The sequence below is a fragment of the Desulfosarcina sp. genome (genome assembly GCF_041551955.1).
Lineage (GTDB): Bacteria > Desulfobacterota > Desulfobacteria > Desulfobacterales > Desulfosarcinaceae > Desulfosarcina.
Genome location: NZ_JBFELV010000068.1, coordinates 1 through 16,447 on the forward strand (window position 1 = coordinate 1; position 16,447 = coordinate 16,447).

At 59.9% G+C, this 16,447-nt stretch carries 11 protein-coding genes; 7 read left to right on the top strand and 4 right to left on the bottom strand.

Features of this window, described 5'->3' with window-relative positions; all coding sequences use genetic code 11:
- A partial coding sequence (locus ABYV26_RS07615) for a DUF1538 domain-containing protein (RefSeq protein ID WP_372679715.1) occupies positions 1-564 on the bottom strand: 564 nt, incomplete at its 3' end.
- Positions 565-571: 7 nt separating this feature from the next.
- A complete protein-coding gene (locus tag ABYV26_RS07620; RefSeq protein WP_372679717.1) occupies positions 572-1,324 on the bottom strand; it encodes a DUF1538 family protein in 753 nt (250 codons plus the stop codon).
- A gap of 564 nt (positions 1,325-1,888) precedes the next feature.
- On the opposite strand from ABYV26_RS07620, the gene ABYV26_RS07625 reads away from it, so the two are divergent.
- The 6 genes from ABYV26_RS07625 (at position 1,889) to ABYV26_RS07650 (ending at position 12,808) form a co-directional block, all read left to right on the top strand.
- Positions 1,889-3,319, top strand: a complete 1,431-nt coding sequence (locus ABYV26_RS07625; RefSeq protein WP_372679719.1) for a circularly permuted type 2 ATP-grasp protein — start codon at positions 1,889-1,891, stop codon at positions 3,317-3,319.
- Between the two features lie 186 nt (positions 3,320-3,505).
- Positions 3,506-4,480, top strand: coding sequence for an alpha-E domain-containing protein (locus ABYV26_RS07630; RefSeq protein WP_372679721.1), 975 nt, complete (start codon positions 3,506-3,508; stop codon positions 4,478-4,480).
- A 12-nt stretch (positions 4,481-4,492) separates the two neighbouring features.
- On the top strand, positions 4,493-7,804 hold the full coding sequence (locus ABYV26_RS07635) for a DUF2126 domain-containing protein (protein WP_372679723.1): 3,312 nt from the start codon (positions 4,493-4,495) through the stop codon (positions 7,802-7,804).
- Positions 7,805-7,872: 68 nt separating this feature from the next.
- On the top strand, positions 7,873-10,398 hold the full coding sequence (locus tag ABYV26_RS07640; RefSeq protein WP_372679725.1) for a circularly permuted type 2 ATP-grasp protein: 2,526 nt from the start codon (positions 7,873-7,875) through the stop codon (positions 10,396-10,398).
- On the top strand, positions 10,395-11,273 hold the full coding sequence (locus ABYV26_RS07645) for a transglutaminase N-terminal domain-containing protein (protein ID WP_372679727.1): 879 nt from the start codon (positions 10,395-10,397) through the stop codon (positions 11,271-11,273). The genes ABYV26_RS07640 and ABYV26_RS07645 overlap by 4 nt, the downstream gene beginning before the upstream one ends.
- Positions 11,274-11,305: 32 nt before the next feature.
- Positions 11,306-12,808, top strand: coding sequence for a multiheme c-type cytochrome (locus tag ABYV26_RS07650; RefSeq protein WP_372679729.1), 1,503 nt, complete (start codon positions 11,306-11,308; stop codon positions 12,806-12,808).
- Between the two features lie 84 nt (positions 12,809-12,892).
- On the opposite strand, the gene ABYV26_RS07655 is transcribed toward ABYV26_RS07650, so the two are convergent.
- Together ABYV26_RS07655 and ABYV26_RS07660 are read right to left on the bottom strand one after the other, a co-directional pair.
- Positions 12,893-13,732: a hypothetical protein gene (locus ABYV26_RS07655; protein ID WP_372679731.1), complete on the bottom strand. Its 840-nt coding sequence runs from the start codon at positions 13,730-13,732 to the stop codon at positions 12,893-12,895.
- A 109-nt stretch (positions 13,733-13,841) separates the two neighbouring features.
- Positions 13,842-15,239 carry a deoxyribodipyrimidine photo-lyase gene (locus ABYV26_RS07660; RefSeq protein WP_372679733.1) on the bottom strand — a complete coding sequence of 466 codons (1,398 nt, stop codon included), beginning with the start codon at positions 15,237-15,239 and terminating at the stop codon, positions 13,842-13,844.
- Between the two features lie 112 nt (positions 15,240-15,351).
- On the opposite strand from ABYV26_RS07660, the gene ABYV26_RS07665 reads away from it, so the two are divergent.
- A partial coding sequence (locus tag ABYV26_RS07665; protein ID WP_372679735.1) for a PAS domain S-box protein occupies positions 15,352-16,447 on the top strand: 1,096 nt, incomplete at its 3' end.

Below are 16,447 nucleotides of genomic sequence, written 5' to 3' on the forward strand. Positions count from 1 at the left end.
CCCGCCGGAGTCATAGGCCAGCGGAATGATCATCCGCGGAGCGAAATAGGTTTGAATGGCGACCACCACGTAGCCGGCCAGGATATAGATATAAAGCGGGGTTCCTGTCACAATGCGGAAGGTGCCCAGGGTAATGCCCACAGCCACGCCAAGGGCAACCGCAATCCGCAGCCCCAGTGATGATACGGCCTTGTAAGACGCCTCTTCGGCCTTGTTGGCGACGGCGATCAGCGACGGCTCCGCGATGGTGGTGGAAAACCCGACCAAAAAGGCAAACAGGTATATCCATCCGTAAGCGGCCCACATCTCTTTACCGCCGCTCTGGGCACCTTTGGCCAGTTGCAGGGCCATGGTCCGTCCCACCGGGAAAAGCGCCAGATCCAGGCCGCCTAAAAAACAGGCCATGCCCACCAGCACCAGGCAAAAGCCGAAAATAATCCTGCCCGGTCTCGGCAGAGGCCGCTTCAACACCACCATCTGAAACAACACCAGCAGCCCGAGCACCGGCAGCACGTCTTTAGCCGTAGCCAGCAGCAACTTCATAGGGTCTAAAAAGAGTTCCATAGCGCTCCTAATGGACGAACAAGCCTAAAACCATGACGAAGATCATCGGGGTCAGGGATGCCAGGGCGATCAGGCCGAAGCCGTCGGTCAAGGGGTTCCTTCCCCGAATCGTGCGGGCCAGCCCCACTCCCAAGGCCGTCACCAGGGGCACGGTAACCGTTGAGGTGGTCACCCCGCCTAAATCATAGGCCAGTCCCACGATCTCTTTGGGTGCGAACAAGGTCATCACCATGACCAGCACGTATCCGCCTACGACGATCATCGGCAACGACCATCCCTTAAGAATTCTCAGCACGCCCAGAACGATGGCGACACCGACCGATAGCGCCACGGTCAGCCGGACATGCAGGGCATACTGTTTCACAGCAGCTGGGATATTCTCGATCAGGCCGGCTTCAGCCGCTGCCCTGGCGCCTTCTCTGGTCACGGCGATCAGGGCCGGCTCGGCGACGGTGGTACCGAAACCCAGGGCAAAAGCGAACACCAACAACCAGACAAGGCTGCCCTTGCGGGCAAACTCTTCAGCCAGGGCTTCACCGAGGGGAAAAAGGCCGATGTCCAGGCCAACCACAAAAAGGGACAGCCCGACAACCACCAAAGCCAGTCCGCCCAGGACCGATACCAGGTCAGGGAAGGGTTGGCGCAAGATCAGAAGCTGGAACAGAGCGATGACGATGACGATGGGCGCCAGATCACGGCATGCGCCGAGAAGGGCGGCGCCCAGGGCTTTGATCAAGTTTTGTATAGGTCCGGTGTGCATGGCCTGCTTTCACGGTGGTGTAAGGTTGATGGGTCCATGAAACAGCGTTTTCTGCATCAAATCATCGATCCGGCCTGCTTGACGCCAAACCGCTTAAAGCAGCAAACGATAATTATTTCAAAAAAAAAACTTTCCAGCAAACAAATACGTCGGCGACACCCATAAAAAACCGGCCAGGAGCCGGGCATGTTGAACTGCGCCAACGACGATCCCTCAAAACACAGCGACATGTTAAGGTCATGCTGTCAAACAGCGAGAAGCGCCTAAACCCGGGTTAATGCTTGTCGGGAACACATGATCAAAGACGTATTTGCATTCACCTGACGTATTTGATATCGTACAACATACTGTATTATTATAACGATTGACACGCAAGTACCGTCTTGACATACTGGCACGCGATATATACAAGATCCAGCCATTTAACCTGAAATGCCCCAAGGCAACAAGCACACTGGCGACCTCAGACTGCCAGTATGCTCCTTGCCGGATGCAAATGTCCCCAATCGTAGAGATACGTATATCTTTTTCGTACCCAATCGCAACCGAGGAGGAAATGACCCGATGGAGACATTCAGTACGTATGATCCGGGTAATTATTACGATGAATTGATCGATGTCGACGGCAACCCCCGTCCCGGGTCTAAATTGCTGGTGGACAAGATCGAGTCGCTGCCGCCGGGGGACCTGGCCATACGCCAGAAAGCGGCCGAGGCCCTGCTCCTCAAAATGGGAATTACCTTCAATGTATACGGCCGCGATGAGGGCACCGAAAAGATCATGCCCTTCGATATCATCCCGCGCATCGTCTCCGGCGGTGACTGGCAGCAGATCGAGAGCGGGTTGAAGCAGCGCATCTTCGCCCTCAATGAATTCATCCAGGACGTGTACAACGACAAGAAGATCCTGAGGGACAAGGTGGTTCCCGAAGACCTGATCCTCACCAGCCGGACCTACCGCAAGGAGTGCGAAGGGTTTACCCCGCCGCGAGGGATATGGTGCCATGTGACCGGCACCGATCTGGTGCGCGACCGCGACGGGCGTTTTTATGTGCTCGAAGACAACCTGCGCTGCCCATCCGGCGTCTCCTACGTGCTGGAGAACCGCCAGGTGCTCAAACGCACCTTCCCCCAGGTTTTCGAGGCCTCCCGGGTGCGCCCGGTGGACGATTATCCATCCAAACTGCTGGAGGTACTGGGATACCTGGCGCCGGATCACGTCCACGCGCCCACCATCGGTGTACTGACACCCGGCATTTACAACAGCGCCTACTTCGAGCACTCCTTTCTCTCCCAGCAGATGGGGGTGGAGTTGGTGGAAGGTCAGGACCTGGTGGTGTCCGACGGATTCGTCCACATGCTCACCACCAAAGGCCTCCAACGCGTGGATGTGCTATACCGCCGAATCGACGATGATTTTATCGACCCGGCAGTGTTTCGCCCCGATTCCATGCTGGGAGTACGGGGTCTTATAGACGTTTACAAGGCGGGACGCATCGCCATGGCCAACGCACCGGGCACCGGCATCGCCGACGACAAGGTGATCTACGCCTACGTGCCCAAGATCATTAAATACTACACCGGCGAGGAGGCGATCCTGCCCAACGTGCCGACCTATATCTGCCGGGAGGACCAGGACCGGGCCTATGTACTGGCACACCTGGATCAACTGGTGGTCAAGGCCGCCAACGAGTCCGGCGGATACGGCATGCTGGTGGGCCCCCATGCCACGGAGACGGAGCGGGCGGCCTTCGCCGAGAAGATCACCGCCGAACCGCGCAACTACATGGCCCAGCCGACCATTTCGCTTTCCCGGGTGCCCACCATCGTGGGAGACCGCATCGAGGGGCGCCACGTGGACCTGCGGCCCTACGTGCTCTTTGGCGAGGAAATCTATGTGCAGCCCGGCGGCCTGACCCGGGTGGCGCTGACCAAGGGCTCGTTGGTTGTCAACTCGTCCCAGGGTGGAGGCAGCAAGGACACGTGGGTACTATGAAAGCTGCCTAGTCTGATAGTCGCGTCTCTTAAAGCGAATATCCAATATCGAACAAAGAACCGCAGAATATCGAAGGAATGAACTCGGTCATTTAAATTCGCCGCCATCGCGCAGCGATACGACCCTTCGACATTCGTCATTGGAAATTGGACATTCTGCGGTTCTCTCTTCAGCGGAGGAAGATCGATGCTCAGCCGTGTAGCCAACTCAATTTACTGGATGTGCCGATACATTGAGCGGGCCGAAAATGTGGCCCGCTTCATCAGTGTCAACCTCAACCTGCTGCTGGACATGCCGTCGGAAAAAGGCAAGCACTGGGAGCCGCTGGTGATGATCACCGGCGATCAGGGCCGATTCGAAAAAAATTCCCCGGACTACAACCAGGAGGCGGTGATCCGGTTTCTGACATTTGACCGGGATTATTCGAATTCCATTCTTTCCTGCCTGTCCGCGGCACGCGAAAACGGCCGCTCCATTCGCGAAATCATCTCCTCGGAGATGTGGGAGCACTTGAACAATTTCTATCTGGAACTGGCCGACGGAAGCAGCCTGACCATGGCCATGGAAGACCCCCACCGCTTCTTCAAGATCATCCAGATGCGCAGCCACCTGTTCACCGGCCTGATGGATTCCACCATGAGCCATGGCGAAGCCTGGAACTTCGCCCGCATCGGCATGATGATGGAACGGGCGGACAAGACGTCCCGGATTCTGGACGTCAAATACTTCATGCTGCTGCCGCAGGCGGATCTGGTGAACACCCCCATCGACAACATTCAGTGGACGGCGGTGCTGAAATCCGCCAGCGCCTTCGAGATGTACCGCAAGGAGCATCACCTCATCACCCCCCGCAAGGTGGCCGGTTTTCTGATTTTCGACAGCCAGTTTCCCCGATCCATCCGCCACTGCATCTCAAAAGCACAGATCTGCCTGCACCGCATCAACGGCTCGCCCCCCGGGTCGGCCAACAACATCGCCGAAAAACGGCTGGGCCGCCTCAAGGCGGATCTGGAATACACCGACATCGACGAAGTGGTCGATCATGGGCTGCACGAGTACTTGGACAGCCTGCAAACCCGGCTCAATATAGTGGACGGCGCCATCGGCACCACTTTCTTCAACCTCAAGCCCCTGATCGAGGCATCCACCAACGAGCAGTAGAAAGGACTCCCCGTGGGAATTCATGTTGCCCTGAATCACAAGACGTCGTACCGCTATGACCGGCGCATCTCCCTTTCCCCCCACATCGTCCGGCTGCGGCCGGCGCCCCATTGCCGGACGCCGATCCTGAGCTACTCCATGACAGTATCCCCCGAAACCCATTTCATCAATTGGCAGCAGGATCCCTTCAGCAACTACCTGGGCCGCCTGGTGTTTCCGGAAAAGACCACCGAACTCGTCGTGGAGGTGGATCTGGTAGCGGAGATGATCATCATCAACCCCTTCGATTTTTTCCTGGAACCCGATGCCGAGAGCTTTCCTTTCTACTACGAGTCGTCGCTCAAGGCGGAGTTGGGGCCCTATCTGGCCAAGGAACCGGCGGGCAAGGAACTCAAAGCGTATATGGCGGAAATTGACCGCAGAGCCAGACCGACCAACAATTTCATGGTCGATCTGAACCAGCGGCTTAGCCGCGACATCCGCTATCTGATCCGCATGGAACCCAATGTGCAGAGCTGCGAGCAGACCCTGACATTAGGCAGCGGATCCTGTCGGGACTCGGCCTGGCTGCTGGTCAATATCCTGCGCCACTTAGGCCTAGCCGCCCGCTTCGTGTCCGGCTACCTGATCCAGCTGGCCCAGGACGTCAAGTCCCTGGACGGCCCATCCGGGCCGGAAACCGACTTCACCGACCTGCATGCCTGGACCGAGGTCTACCTGCCCGGGGCCGGATGGGTGGGCATGGACCCCACCTCGGGGCTCTTTGCCGGCGAAGGGCACATCCCGCTGGCCTGTTCTCCGCAGCCCCAGAGCGCGGCGCCGATCACCGGGGCACTTGAAAAATGCGAGGTGGATTTCAACCACAGCATGAGCGTGCGGCGCATTCGCCAAGCGCCCCGTTCCACACGGCCCTACCCGGAGGAGATCTGGACCGCCATCGTGGAATTGGGAGATCGGGTGGATCAACAGCTGGCAGAGGCGGATGTACGCCTGACCATGGGCGGCGAACCCACTTTCGTCTCCATCGATGACATGGACGGCGAACAATGGAACACCGGTGCCCTGGGCGAGGAGAAGCAGCAGTTGGCCGAAACCCTGCTCAAACGGCTGCGGCGGCAATGGGCTCCCGGCGGCCTGCTGCACTATGGACAAGGGAAATGGTACCCGGGTGAATCCCTTCCCCGCTGGGCCCTGGGCTGCTATTGGCGCCGGGACGGCCAGCCGGTGTGGACCGACGACCGCTGGATCGCCGATGTGTCCAAAGATTATGGCTTCGGCATTGCCGAGGCCAAGGTCTTCATCGACACCTTGGCCGACACACTTCAGGTAAGCCGGCGCTTCATCCGCGAAGGGTACGAGGACGTCCTGTACTATCTACACAAAGAGCAGCGGCTGCCGGTGAATGTGGATCCCACCGACCCCAAACTGGAGGACGCCGAGGCCCGGTCGCGTATGGCGGGCGCCTTTCAGCGAGGGCTGGGGGCGGTAGTGAGCTATGTCCTGCCCATACAGCACGGCTCCTGGAAGAGCGGCCCCTGGCCGTTGCGGGGAGGGCACATGTTTCTGCTGCCCGGCGATTCCCCGGCCGGGCTGCGCTTGCCGCTGGAGTCACTGCCCTGGGTCACCAAGGCGGATTTTCCCTATGACCACCCGCTGGACCCCATGGCCGATCGGGGACCGCTGCCCACGCTTCACGAGGGCCAGCAGGCCCTTTCCGGCAGACCGGCGGAGCGGATGGGTGACGGTGTGCGCACCCAACCCAGGCCCTTTACCGAACCGGCCCCGGCGGTCGGTGAATCCGCCGCCTGGGTGGTTCGCACGGCACTGTGTGTGCAACCCCGCGGGGGTCGTCTGTATGTGTTCATGCCGCCGATCGTCTCTTTGGAAGGGTACCTGGAATTGGTGGCCGCCATCGAGGCCGCCGCTGCAAAGACCGGTTTGCCAGTATTGATCGAAGGGTATACGCCGCCTTATGACCCGCGCCTGGACAGTTTCAAGATCACCCCCGACCCCGGGGTCATCGAGGTAAACATTCAACCCATGCACAGCTGGCAGGAGTTGGTCGATTGCACCACCTCACTTTACGAAACGGCCCGTCAGACGCGCCTGGGCACCGAAAAATTTTTGGTCGACGGCCGCCACACTGGCACGGGGGGCGGCAACCACATCATCCTCGGCGGGGCGACGGCGGCAGACAGCCCCTTCCTGCGCCGGCCGGACCTGCTGCGCAGCTTCGTTTCCTTCTGGAACAACCACCCGTCCTTGTCGTTTCTCTTTTCCGGCCTTTTCATCGGCCCCACCAGTCAGCAGCCGCGCATCGATGAAGCCCGCCACGACAGCCTGTATGAACTCGAGATCGCCTTTGCCGAACTCGAGCGGCAAACGGGTCCGGACCGGCCATGCCCGCCATGGCTGGTGGACCGACTCTTTCGCCACCTGCTGGTGGACGTCACCGGCAACACCCACCGGGCCGAATTCTGCATCGACAAGCTCTATTCACCGGACAGCGCCGCCGGTAGATTGGGGCTGCTGGAGTTCCGTGCTTTCGAGATGCCGCCCCACGCCCGCATGAGCCTGGCCCAGCAGCTGCTCCTGCGCACCTTCGTGGCCTGGTTTTGGCAAACGCCCTATCGCCGGGAGCTGACTCGTTGGGGCACGCGGCTGCACGACCGCTTCATGCTGCCCCAGCCGATAAGCGATGATTTCGCGGATGTGCTGAAAACCTTGAACCAGGCCGGCTTCCCGGTATCCATGGATTTTTTTCATCCCCATTTCGAGTTTCGCTTCCCGATCCACGGGAAAGTGACCTGCCAAGGCATGGAAATCGAGCTGCGCCAGGCCTTGGAGCCCTGGCATGTGCTCGGCGAGGAGCCCGGCGGCGGAGGCACCGCCCGCTATGTAGATTCATCGGTAGAGCGGCTCCAGGTCAAGGTTTCCGGCATGACCGGGAAACGCCACATGGTTGTCTGCAACGGCCGGCGCGTTCCTTTGCAGCCGACCCCGGTGGAAGGTGTGTTCGTGGCCGGCATTCGCTATCGGGCCTGGCAGCCGCCGTCCTGCCTGCACCCCACCATCGGTGTGCACAGCCCCTTGACCATCGATCTTTTCGACACCTGGTCCAGCCGTTCCGTGGGCGGCTGCACCTATCATGTGGGGCATCCGGGAGGACGCCACCATGACAATTTCCCCGTCAACGCCTATGAAGCCGAAGGCCGGCGCAATGCGCGCTTCGTTCCCGGTGGCCACACTCCCGGTATGGACGCGGCGATCCCGGAAGCGGAAACCAACCCCTATTTTCCATATACCCTTGATTTGCGACGGTGAAAGGGGTAAATCCGCACCGGTCGCCCCATAGCGGCGCCAAAAAAAACCTGACACGAGGCATCAGTTGCATGATCAAGGCAGACCTTAGCGACCCGGCACTCCCCCCGCACGCATCGGCGTCCCTGTTCAACTCGATTGCATGGCCCGGCAATGCCTATGGCGAGGCATTTTTTTCACCGGCAAGCCCCCGAGAACACTGGCAGCCAGTGATTACCGCGCTGGATGCCATGGGGACCGATGTGCTCAAGAAGCGCCAGGACCGGGTCCGGCGCATGCGCCACGAGGACGGGGCCACCTACAACCCCTTCGACGACCCAGCCGGGCGGGGAACCCCCTGGGCACTGGAAATGATTCCGCTGCCGCTTACCGCAGGGGAATGGGCCGGTATAGAGGCCGGCCTGATTCAGCGGGCGCGTCTGCTGGAGAAGATCCTGGCGGACACCTACGGCCCTCAGATCCTGCTCAATGACGGCTGGATCCCCTCGGCACTGGTTTTTGCCAACCCCAATTTCCTGCGGCCCTGCCATGGCATTCAACCCGCCGGCAGCCGCTTTCTGAGCTATTACGCCGCCGACCTGTACCGGGGCCCGGACGGACGCTTCCGGGTGCTTCGGGACTACGGCGCCAACCCGGCCGGCCTGGGCTATGCACTGGAAAACCGGATTGTCATTTCCAGGGTCTTCCCCGAACTGTACCACCAGACCCAGATCCGCCGTCTGGCGCCTTTCTTCCACACCTTTCACCATAGCCTGCTCCAAAGGGCCGCCCTTCGGCAGAGGGACCCCGGCATCGTGCTGCTCTCGCCGGGACCGGACAGCCGCATCTATTTCGAGCACGCCCTGCTCTCCCGCTACCTGGGCTACCCGCTGGTGGAGGGCCAGGATCTGACCGTGCGCAACGGCAAGGTATTTTTAAAAAAACTGGCCGGACTGGAGCCGGTGGAAGCCATCGTCCGGCTCACGGCGGACGACAGCAGCGATCCCTTCGCCCTGCGGCGGGAAACGGCAAACGGGGTAGCCGGACTGATCCAGGTCTCCCGGGAGCGGAACATCGATATCGTCAACCCCATCGGCAGCGGGTTCGTGGATACTCCGGCTCTGTCGGTTTTCCTGCCCGCGCTCTGCCAACAGCTCACGGGAGAGGACCTGCTACTGGAAAACCACCCGGCCTGGTGGTGTGGAACCGCCGATGGAATGAACCATGTCCTGGCCAATCTGGAGCGATTAACCGTTGGCCCGGCCATGGACCGGTCGACGGCGCCCTGCCTGCCGGCCGAACTGATGGCGTCGATTCAGGCGTCGCCCCACGCCTTCATGGCACGCGATCCGGTCCGTCCGTCGGTGGTCCCCGCCTATGACAACGGCAGCGTCGGTTCACGCTACACGCTGTTGCGGGTCTTTGCCTGTGCAACCGACGATGGGTTCAGCGTCATGCCCGGCGGCCTGGCCATTACCTCGGCGGATGTGGGCACCCTGACTGGCGATTGTCCAGAGCAGCAACAGAGCAAGGACATCTGGGTATTGTCCGACCAACCGGTGGAGCCCTTCAGCCTGATGGGCGGGCTACAGGCGGTGGCCGAATTCCGGCGCAGCAGCGATCTGCCCAGCCGGGTGGCGGACCACCTGCTGTGGCTGGGACGCTACCTGGAGCGGGCCGAGGGGCTGGTCCGGCTCCTGCGGTCCGTCTTTCGCCGTCTGTCCGGCGAAGCCCGGCCGGGAGACATCCCCGAACTGCCCTTTCTGCTGAACCTGCTCAGGGCAGACAATATCTTTCCGCCGGTTCCCGCGGATGGCGTCGATATCCCTCGCTATCGCGAGTTGTTCGCCCACCTGGATGCCGCCCTGTACGGCAAGGACAGGCCCGACAGCGTGGTCGTCGTTCTCAAACGGGTGCAGGACGCCGCCCGCAATGTGCGCGACCGGCTCTCCCTGGATTCCTGGCGCGTGATCAACCGGCTGGAAAGCTTCGCCGACAATCCGGCCAGCGACCCCTTGGAACTGCTGGACGATACGCTGTTCACCCTGAGCGCCTTCAGCGGTCTGGCCATGGAGAGCATGACCCGCGGTCTGGGGTGGCGCTTCATGGACATGGGGCGCCGGGCGGAGCGTGCCATGAACCAGACCGGTCTGATCCGTATCGGCCTGCCCCAGGTGTGCACTGAATCGCGAAGCGCCCTGGAGGCACTGCTGGAAGTGGCCGACAGCATCATGACCTACCGTGCACGCTACCGGACTGCTTTTCAACTGGCCCCGGTGCTGGACCTGCTCATCGTGGACGAGAGCAACCCCAAATCCCTGGCCTTCCAGGTCAGCCAGTTGGTCGCCCACGTGGAGCACCTGCCCCGCCAGAGCGAACGGCGCTTCGCCAACCCGGAGGAGCGCCTTTCCCTGGAGATGCTTACCGCCGTGCGGCTGCTGGACCTCACCGGCATGCGCTGCAGCAAAGGCGGTGCGCAAACCGAATCGTTGACGGCATTCCTGGAGCTGATGGATGCCCGCCTCAAGGATTTCGCCCAGCAGATCAGCGCCCACTATCTAACCCGGGTCCAGGCGACGCCCCATTTTTCAATGATCGGCGGCGACCACCAGCCATGAAATACCGCATCCTCCACAAAACGGCCTACCGCTATTCGGAACCGGCTTCCCTCTCCCAGAACGAACTGTTCCTGCACCCCCGCGAGACCGGCACCCAACAGGTGATGCAGAGCCGATTGACGATTGTGCCGGAGCCCCAGTACCTGCACCAGCGCACGGACTACTTCGGCAACATCGCCCATGTGTTCATGGTGCAGCAGCCCCACGACGAACTGGCCATGAGCACCGTCAGCATGGTGGAAACCTCCTCCCTGACGGTCACGCCGGCAGCGGCGGAAACGCCACCCTGGGAGACCGTGGCCCGGCGGCTGGCTGCCCATGAAAGCCCGGCGGAACTGGCGGCCAACCAGTTCGTTTTCGTCAGTCCGCTCGTCACGGTCTCCCCCGAGGCAATGAACTACGGACGTATTTCCTTTCCGCCGGGAACGCCGATATTGGTGGGAGGCCTGGACCTGGTGCGGCGGATCTTCACAGAATTCACCTATGACAAGTCGGCCACCACCGTGGATACCGCCGTGGACCAAGTGCTGGTCGACCGCAAAGGAGTCTGCCAGGATTTCGCCCATGTGGCCATCAGCTGTCTGCGGGCACTGGGGTTGGCGGCCCGTTACGTGAGCGGCTATCTGGAAACATCGCCGCCGCCGGGAAAACCCAGGTTGATCGGTGCAGATGCCTCGCATGCCTGGATCTCTCTGTTCGTGCCGGATACCGGCTGGGTGGACCTGGATCCCACCAACAACCGGATTGCCGGGGAAAGCCACATTACCGTCGCCTGGGGGAGGGACTACGGCGATGTCACCCCGGTGAAAGGGGTGGTCATGGGCGGCGGGGTGCATACGTTGTCCGTGACGGTGGATGTGGCGGCGCAATCCTAATCAACTGAAATCTATCACCATCGGAGGATCCCATGCGAAACGTCTATCTATCCGGTATGTTAACCATCCTGATCGTATTTGCCGCTGACATCGCCTTCGGCGACGACGCCCCCGTCAGCGATGCCACCCAGGAGTGCCTGGATTGCCATGCGGTCTTTCACCCCGGCATCGTCGCCGACTGGCAAAAAAGCCGCCATGCGCGGGTCACACCCAAAGCGGCCATGGCCGTCGAGGAATTGCAGCGGCGCGTGTCCAGCCAAAATGTGCCGGAAGCACTTCAGGGAAACAGCGTGGGGTGCGCCGAATGCCATACCCTGAGGGGCGAGGCCCACGCAGATACCTTCGAGCACAACGGCTACGAGATCCATGTGGTGGTCAGCCCGGATGATTGCGCCACCTGCCACGCCACCGAACGTGAGCAGTATTCGAAGAATATCATGGCCATGGCCGAGAAGAACCTGTCTGAAAACAAGGTCTACGCCGACCTGCAGCGCACTATTCTGGGCAGGGCCGAGGTAAAGGCGGACCGGGTCAAGTTTGAGCCGGCCGATGAAATGACCCGGGCGGAAGCCTGTTACTACTGCCATGGCACCCGATTGAAGGTAACCGGCACCGAGACCCGCGACACCGATGCCGGGGAGCTGGAATTCCCCGTGATCGCCGGCTGGCCCAACCAGGGGGTGGGCCGGGTCAATTTAGACGGCAGCCGTGGGGCCTGTTCGTCCTGCCACACCCGCCACCGCTTTTCCATCGAAATGGCCCGCAAACCGTACACCTGCAAAGAGTGCCATGCGGGCCCGGATGTCCCCGCCTATAAAGTCTACTCGGCCAGCAAACATGGCAATATTTTTTCAACCATGCACCACGAATGGGATTTCAACGCGGTGCCGTGGACCATTGGTGAAGACATCCAGGCGCCCACCTGCGCCACCTGCCACATCAGTTTGGCGGTCAACACGGACGGCGAGGTGATCAACCCGCGGACCCACCAGATGAGCGATCGGCTGGGCTGGCGCATCTTCGGGCTGATCTACGCCCACCCCCAGCCCCGATCGCCGGACACCACCATCATCCGCAACCGGGCTGGCCTGCAGCTGCCCACCGACCTGGACGGCAGCTTTGCCACGGACTATCTGATCACGGCAAAAGAAGCGGACAACCGGCGGTCGACCATGCAGCGCACCTGCTTGGCGTGCCACGACACATCATGGGTCAAGGGGTATTTTGCACGCCTGGACAACACCATCGCCACCTCCAACGCGTCGGTGAAGACGGCCACCGACCTGATGCAATCGGTTTGGGACAAAGGTTATGCCCAGGGGTTGTCCGGCGGCGGCAGCATCTTTGATGAATACATCGAACGGCGCTGGAGTGATATATGGCTGATTTACGGCAACAACATTCGCTTCGTGTCAGCCATGGCCGGCGGTGGAGACTATGGGGTGTTCGATGACGGCCGCTATCACCTGACCAGGGCGATCATGGATATGCACGATTGGCGGCAAACCCGCGATCTGATATTGAAAACGCCTTAAGGCTGCGGAAATTTGAAAATAGCTTGGGTGGGGAGAGGATTGGCATCTGAGCGGTCGGTGAAGGAGGTGATCGAAAGGCGTAATCTAACCCGGTTCCATCAGGTGCGCCAGAATGTTTCCCGACCCTGAGTCCCGACGATGGCTTGCCAGCAGGTCCTCGATCAAACGCTGGAATCGGTCCGGTTCTTTGGATGGGTCTATTGCCTGGAGGCGCTTAACCCGCTCTTTGATGGCCGTCATGGATTTAATCAAATTCTGGTAGTCTGAATAGAAGTGTCCCAGATCACTGAGCATGCTCGCATCGAAAGCGGTCTCCGGCGGGATCCAATCCTCGTGCTGTCGATCCTGAATACGCCGCCAACCCAGGTAAGCCATGCCGGTTTCATCGTAAACCGACTGAACGTGAAGCTGAACATCATGGGGCAGGTCTGCCAGGCTGCCCAACTCTTCTTCCATCACCCTCCGAATCCAAAGCCTTGCAGCAGAATCCCTGTCCACCCGCGCTCCCGCAGGGGATTCAGTCGTTGAAGCCTCCAGTTGTCGAGCGATTGAGGCATACAATCGCAGGAGCCCGTCTTCTCCCGAAGTGAAACGATGACCATCGACGAACTGATCGGCATCGACATCAGCAACGCCCAATCGGCTGCAAAGCTGAATGGCCTGGTGCCACGTCGGCACCCACACCAGCTGTTGCCGCATCTTCTCTTGGCTGCCAAAAATATCGGTGAACCGACGAATGCTCAAGATAAAGTAAACACGATTGGGGAAAGGAGATGGCGCCGAGATGACGGCCTCACGGTCCCAGACAAAACAGCCCACCTGAGGTAACCACGGCAGACCCAGCATCTTGAGCCGGTAAGCGGCCGCAAGGACCGTATCGTCAATGGGAATGGGAAGGAGCGTTTCGGCTGCGTCTGAGGTCATGGTTTAGTCTCCACATTTTTTTAAACGGTAAAAGTCTACCTGAAGATTAACCATTCTGTCTTCGGCAGCAATGAGGGACACAAACGGGGTTTGTGTCAGGTGAAACCTATCATTTTCCAGACCCTTCCCCGTCAATTCGAGCACGGCTCAAGGCCGCGACCTTTGCGACGTAGGCTTGGATGTCGCATTTGCGTTCGAGACCGGAGGCAGCCATGTAGCGCACCTTGCCGAAAATCTCCCGCTGGAACCAGGCCCTGTCGTGCAGACCGAACACCCAGCCCACACCGGCAAATGAATTGGGGTCACGGCCGTCGAGGAAGTATCGGTTGTTTAGGGCGAGAATCGTTTCAAACGCTTCTTCCGGCGTCGGCGACCACTCGATGATTTTCTTGCCCCAGTACATGCGCATGTAGCTGTGCATGAAACCAGTGTCGCGCATCTCCGCCATGGCGGCATTCCAATAGGGATCGTGGGTCTTGGCCGCTTCGAGCGTCTGCCGATCGTAAAGGGTCTCACGTCGGTCGGCGGTGTGCTCCGCCAGCGTTTTCTGCGCCCAGGCGGGCAAACAGTCGTAGCGGTCGTAGTCCGGCGTGTAGTAAACGAAATTGGCCGCCAGCTCCCGGCGTACGATCAGCTCCTCGATATAAGCGGCGCGATCCGCGTCGGCGCCTGTCTCCGCATGGGCGATTTGCAGGGCCAGGAACACCGGCGAAATCTGCCCGAAGTGAAGGTAGGGGCTCATGTGTGAAATCTCGCCAGTCTGCGGTTGATTGCGGTTGCTCGCATAATTTTGCAGATGGTGGGCAATAAATCGGCGCAGCCGTATTTTGGCCTCCCCCGGCCCGCCCCTATAGAACTGGGTAACCGCGGAGACTGTTCTGTCGATGTCGAGCCCGTCCAGGATCGCGTCGATGGCCCCAAGGTCCAGACTTTCCAACCCCATATGGATGGATGTGTGTTTGGGCCGGTAGCGGGGGCAGGGTTTCAGGAACTGCTCCAGGTGTTTGTGGATTTTGGGACGAATGGTGCGGGCCGCGTATTCGGCTTTAGGAGACACGGTGGCCACCGGTACCACCACATCGCCCTCCACCGCGACTACCCGGCAAGGGGCGTCTACGGATATCTGCTGGCGCCAGGCGCGCTGATGGCGGGTGTAGCCCACATCGCAGACCAGCAAGGCCGCTCCTTCCATCAGCGAACCGATTGCCATAGCGGGATCGCCTTTTCGCACCAGCATGCCGATGCGGCGCCGGGCCAGCTGACACTGGGTTTTTGCCAGACCTTCCAGCATGAAGCGGTAATGACGCAGGTTGGCCTCTGGATAGCTGTCGGTCAGCGCGAAGACCACCAGCACGGGCAGGTCCAAACGGTTGGCTTGGATGATGGCATATTCCAGGGCCGGATTGTCGTGGGCCCGCTGGGACTGCTGCATCCAGTAGAGCACCCACGCGCCTTTCTGTTCGGCCTTCGGGTTGAGAATGCTGATGCGTTCCGGTTCAATGCCCATTGATTTTGAATCCTTCCTCAAATGAGTTTGACATGTGGTCTGAGCCCAAGGTAAGCCTATGATATTCGCATAGTAGATGAAACGACAAGGGCCTTTTTTAAAGGAATCACCCATGCCTAAAGAATTTGAAGATACACAGCCGAATCTGTCTGAGGTCGACACATTGCGCCGGGAGGTTGCCCGGTTGAAAGACATTGAACAACGCTGCCAGGAGGCCGAGGCGGCGCTCGAGGCCTTCGCGGAGAAAAACCGGCTCATGGGCGACAGCACGCCGCTGGGAATTTTCACCCTTGATGTGCATGGCGGCATCACCGGTATCAACCGCAAAATGCTGGACATGTTTGCCTGGACGACTGTCGACGACCCGACCTCGGTGAACCTCTTCGATGGTCGGACCCTGGCTGACTCGGGGATTGTCGCCGACATTCAGCGCTGCATCGCCCAAAACCAATCGGTGGTCGCCGAACATCCCTACATCTCCCCGCAGGGAACCTGCATCCATCTGCGCTGCTACCTCAGTCCCGTACCTGGCAGCGATGGCGCCGTTGGCGGTGTGATGGCTATCGTTGAAGACAATACCGACTTAAAACGGACGGAGGAGGCACTCAGGAAAAGTGAAAAGCGCTATCGCCAGTTGTTTCAATCCGCTCCCTTCGCCCTGATCGAGTGGGACGTTTCCCATCTGAAGGCTTATCTGGAAAAACTGCGCACATCCGACGTCTCTGATTTCAGGGAATACCTGGAGCGGCATCCCCGGGAGGTTCACCATTGCTGGTCGCTGATAAAGACCGTCGACTACAACCAGGCTTTTTTAAAACTGATGGGTGTGGCCGACAGCACCGGACCCTACGGCGATTTTATCCCAACGGACGCGGAGGGTTTTCTTAGAATGGCCCGGGAGATTATTCTGGTGGCGGCCGCGGGGAATACCGCGGAAGAACGAGAAGAAACCATCGTGACGTCAACTGGCGAGTCCAAAATCGTCTTGGGAAAATCACTGGTCGTCTCCGGCCACGAGGATACCATGGCACGGGTGGCGATTGCCATGGTGGACATCTCGCAGCGTAAAAAAGCGGAAGATGCACTGAGGGAGAGCGAGCGACGATTTCGGGATCAATCCTTGCGGGATGGGTTGACCGGTCTCTACAACCAACGCTATCTGTACCAGTCGCTGGCCGTATGGATTGACAGTGCAAAAAACACGGACA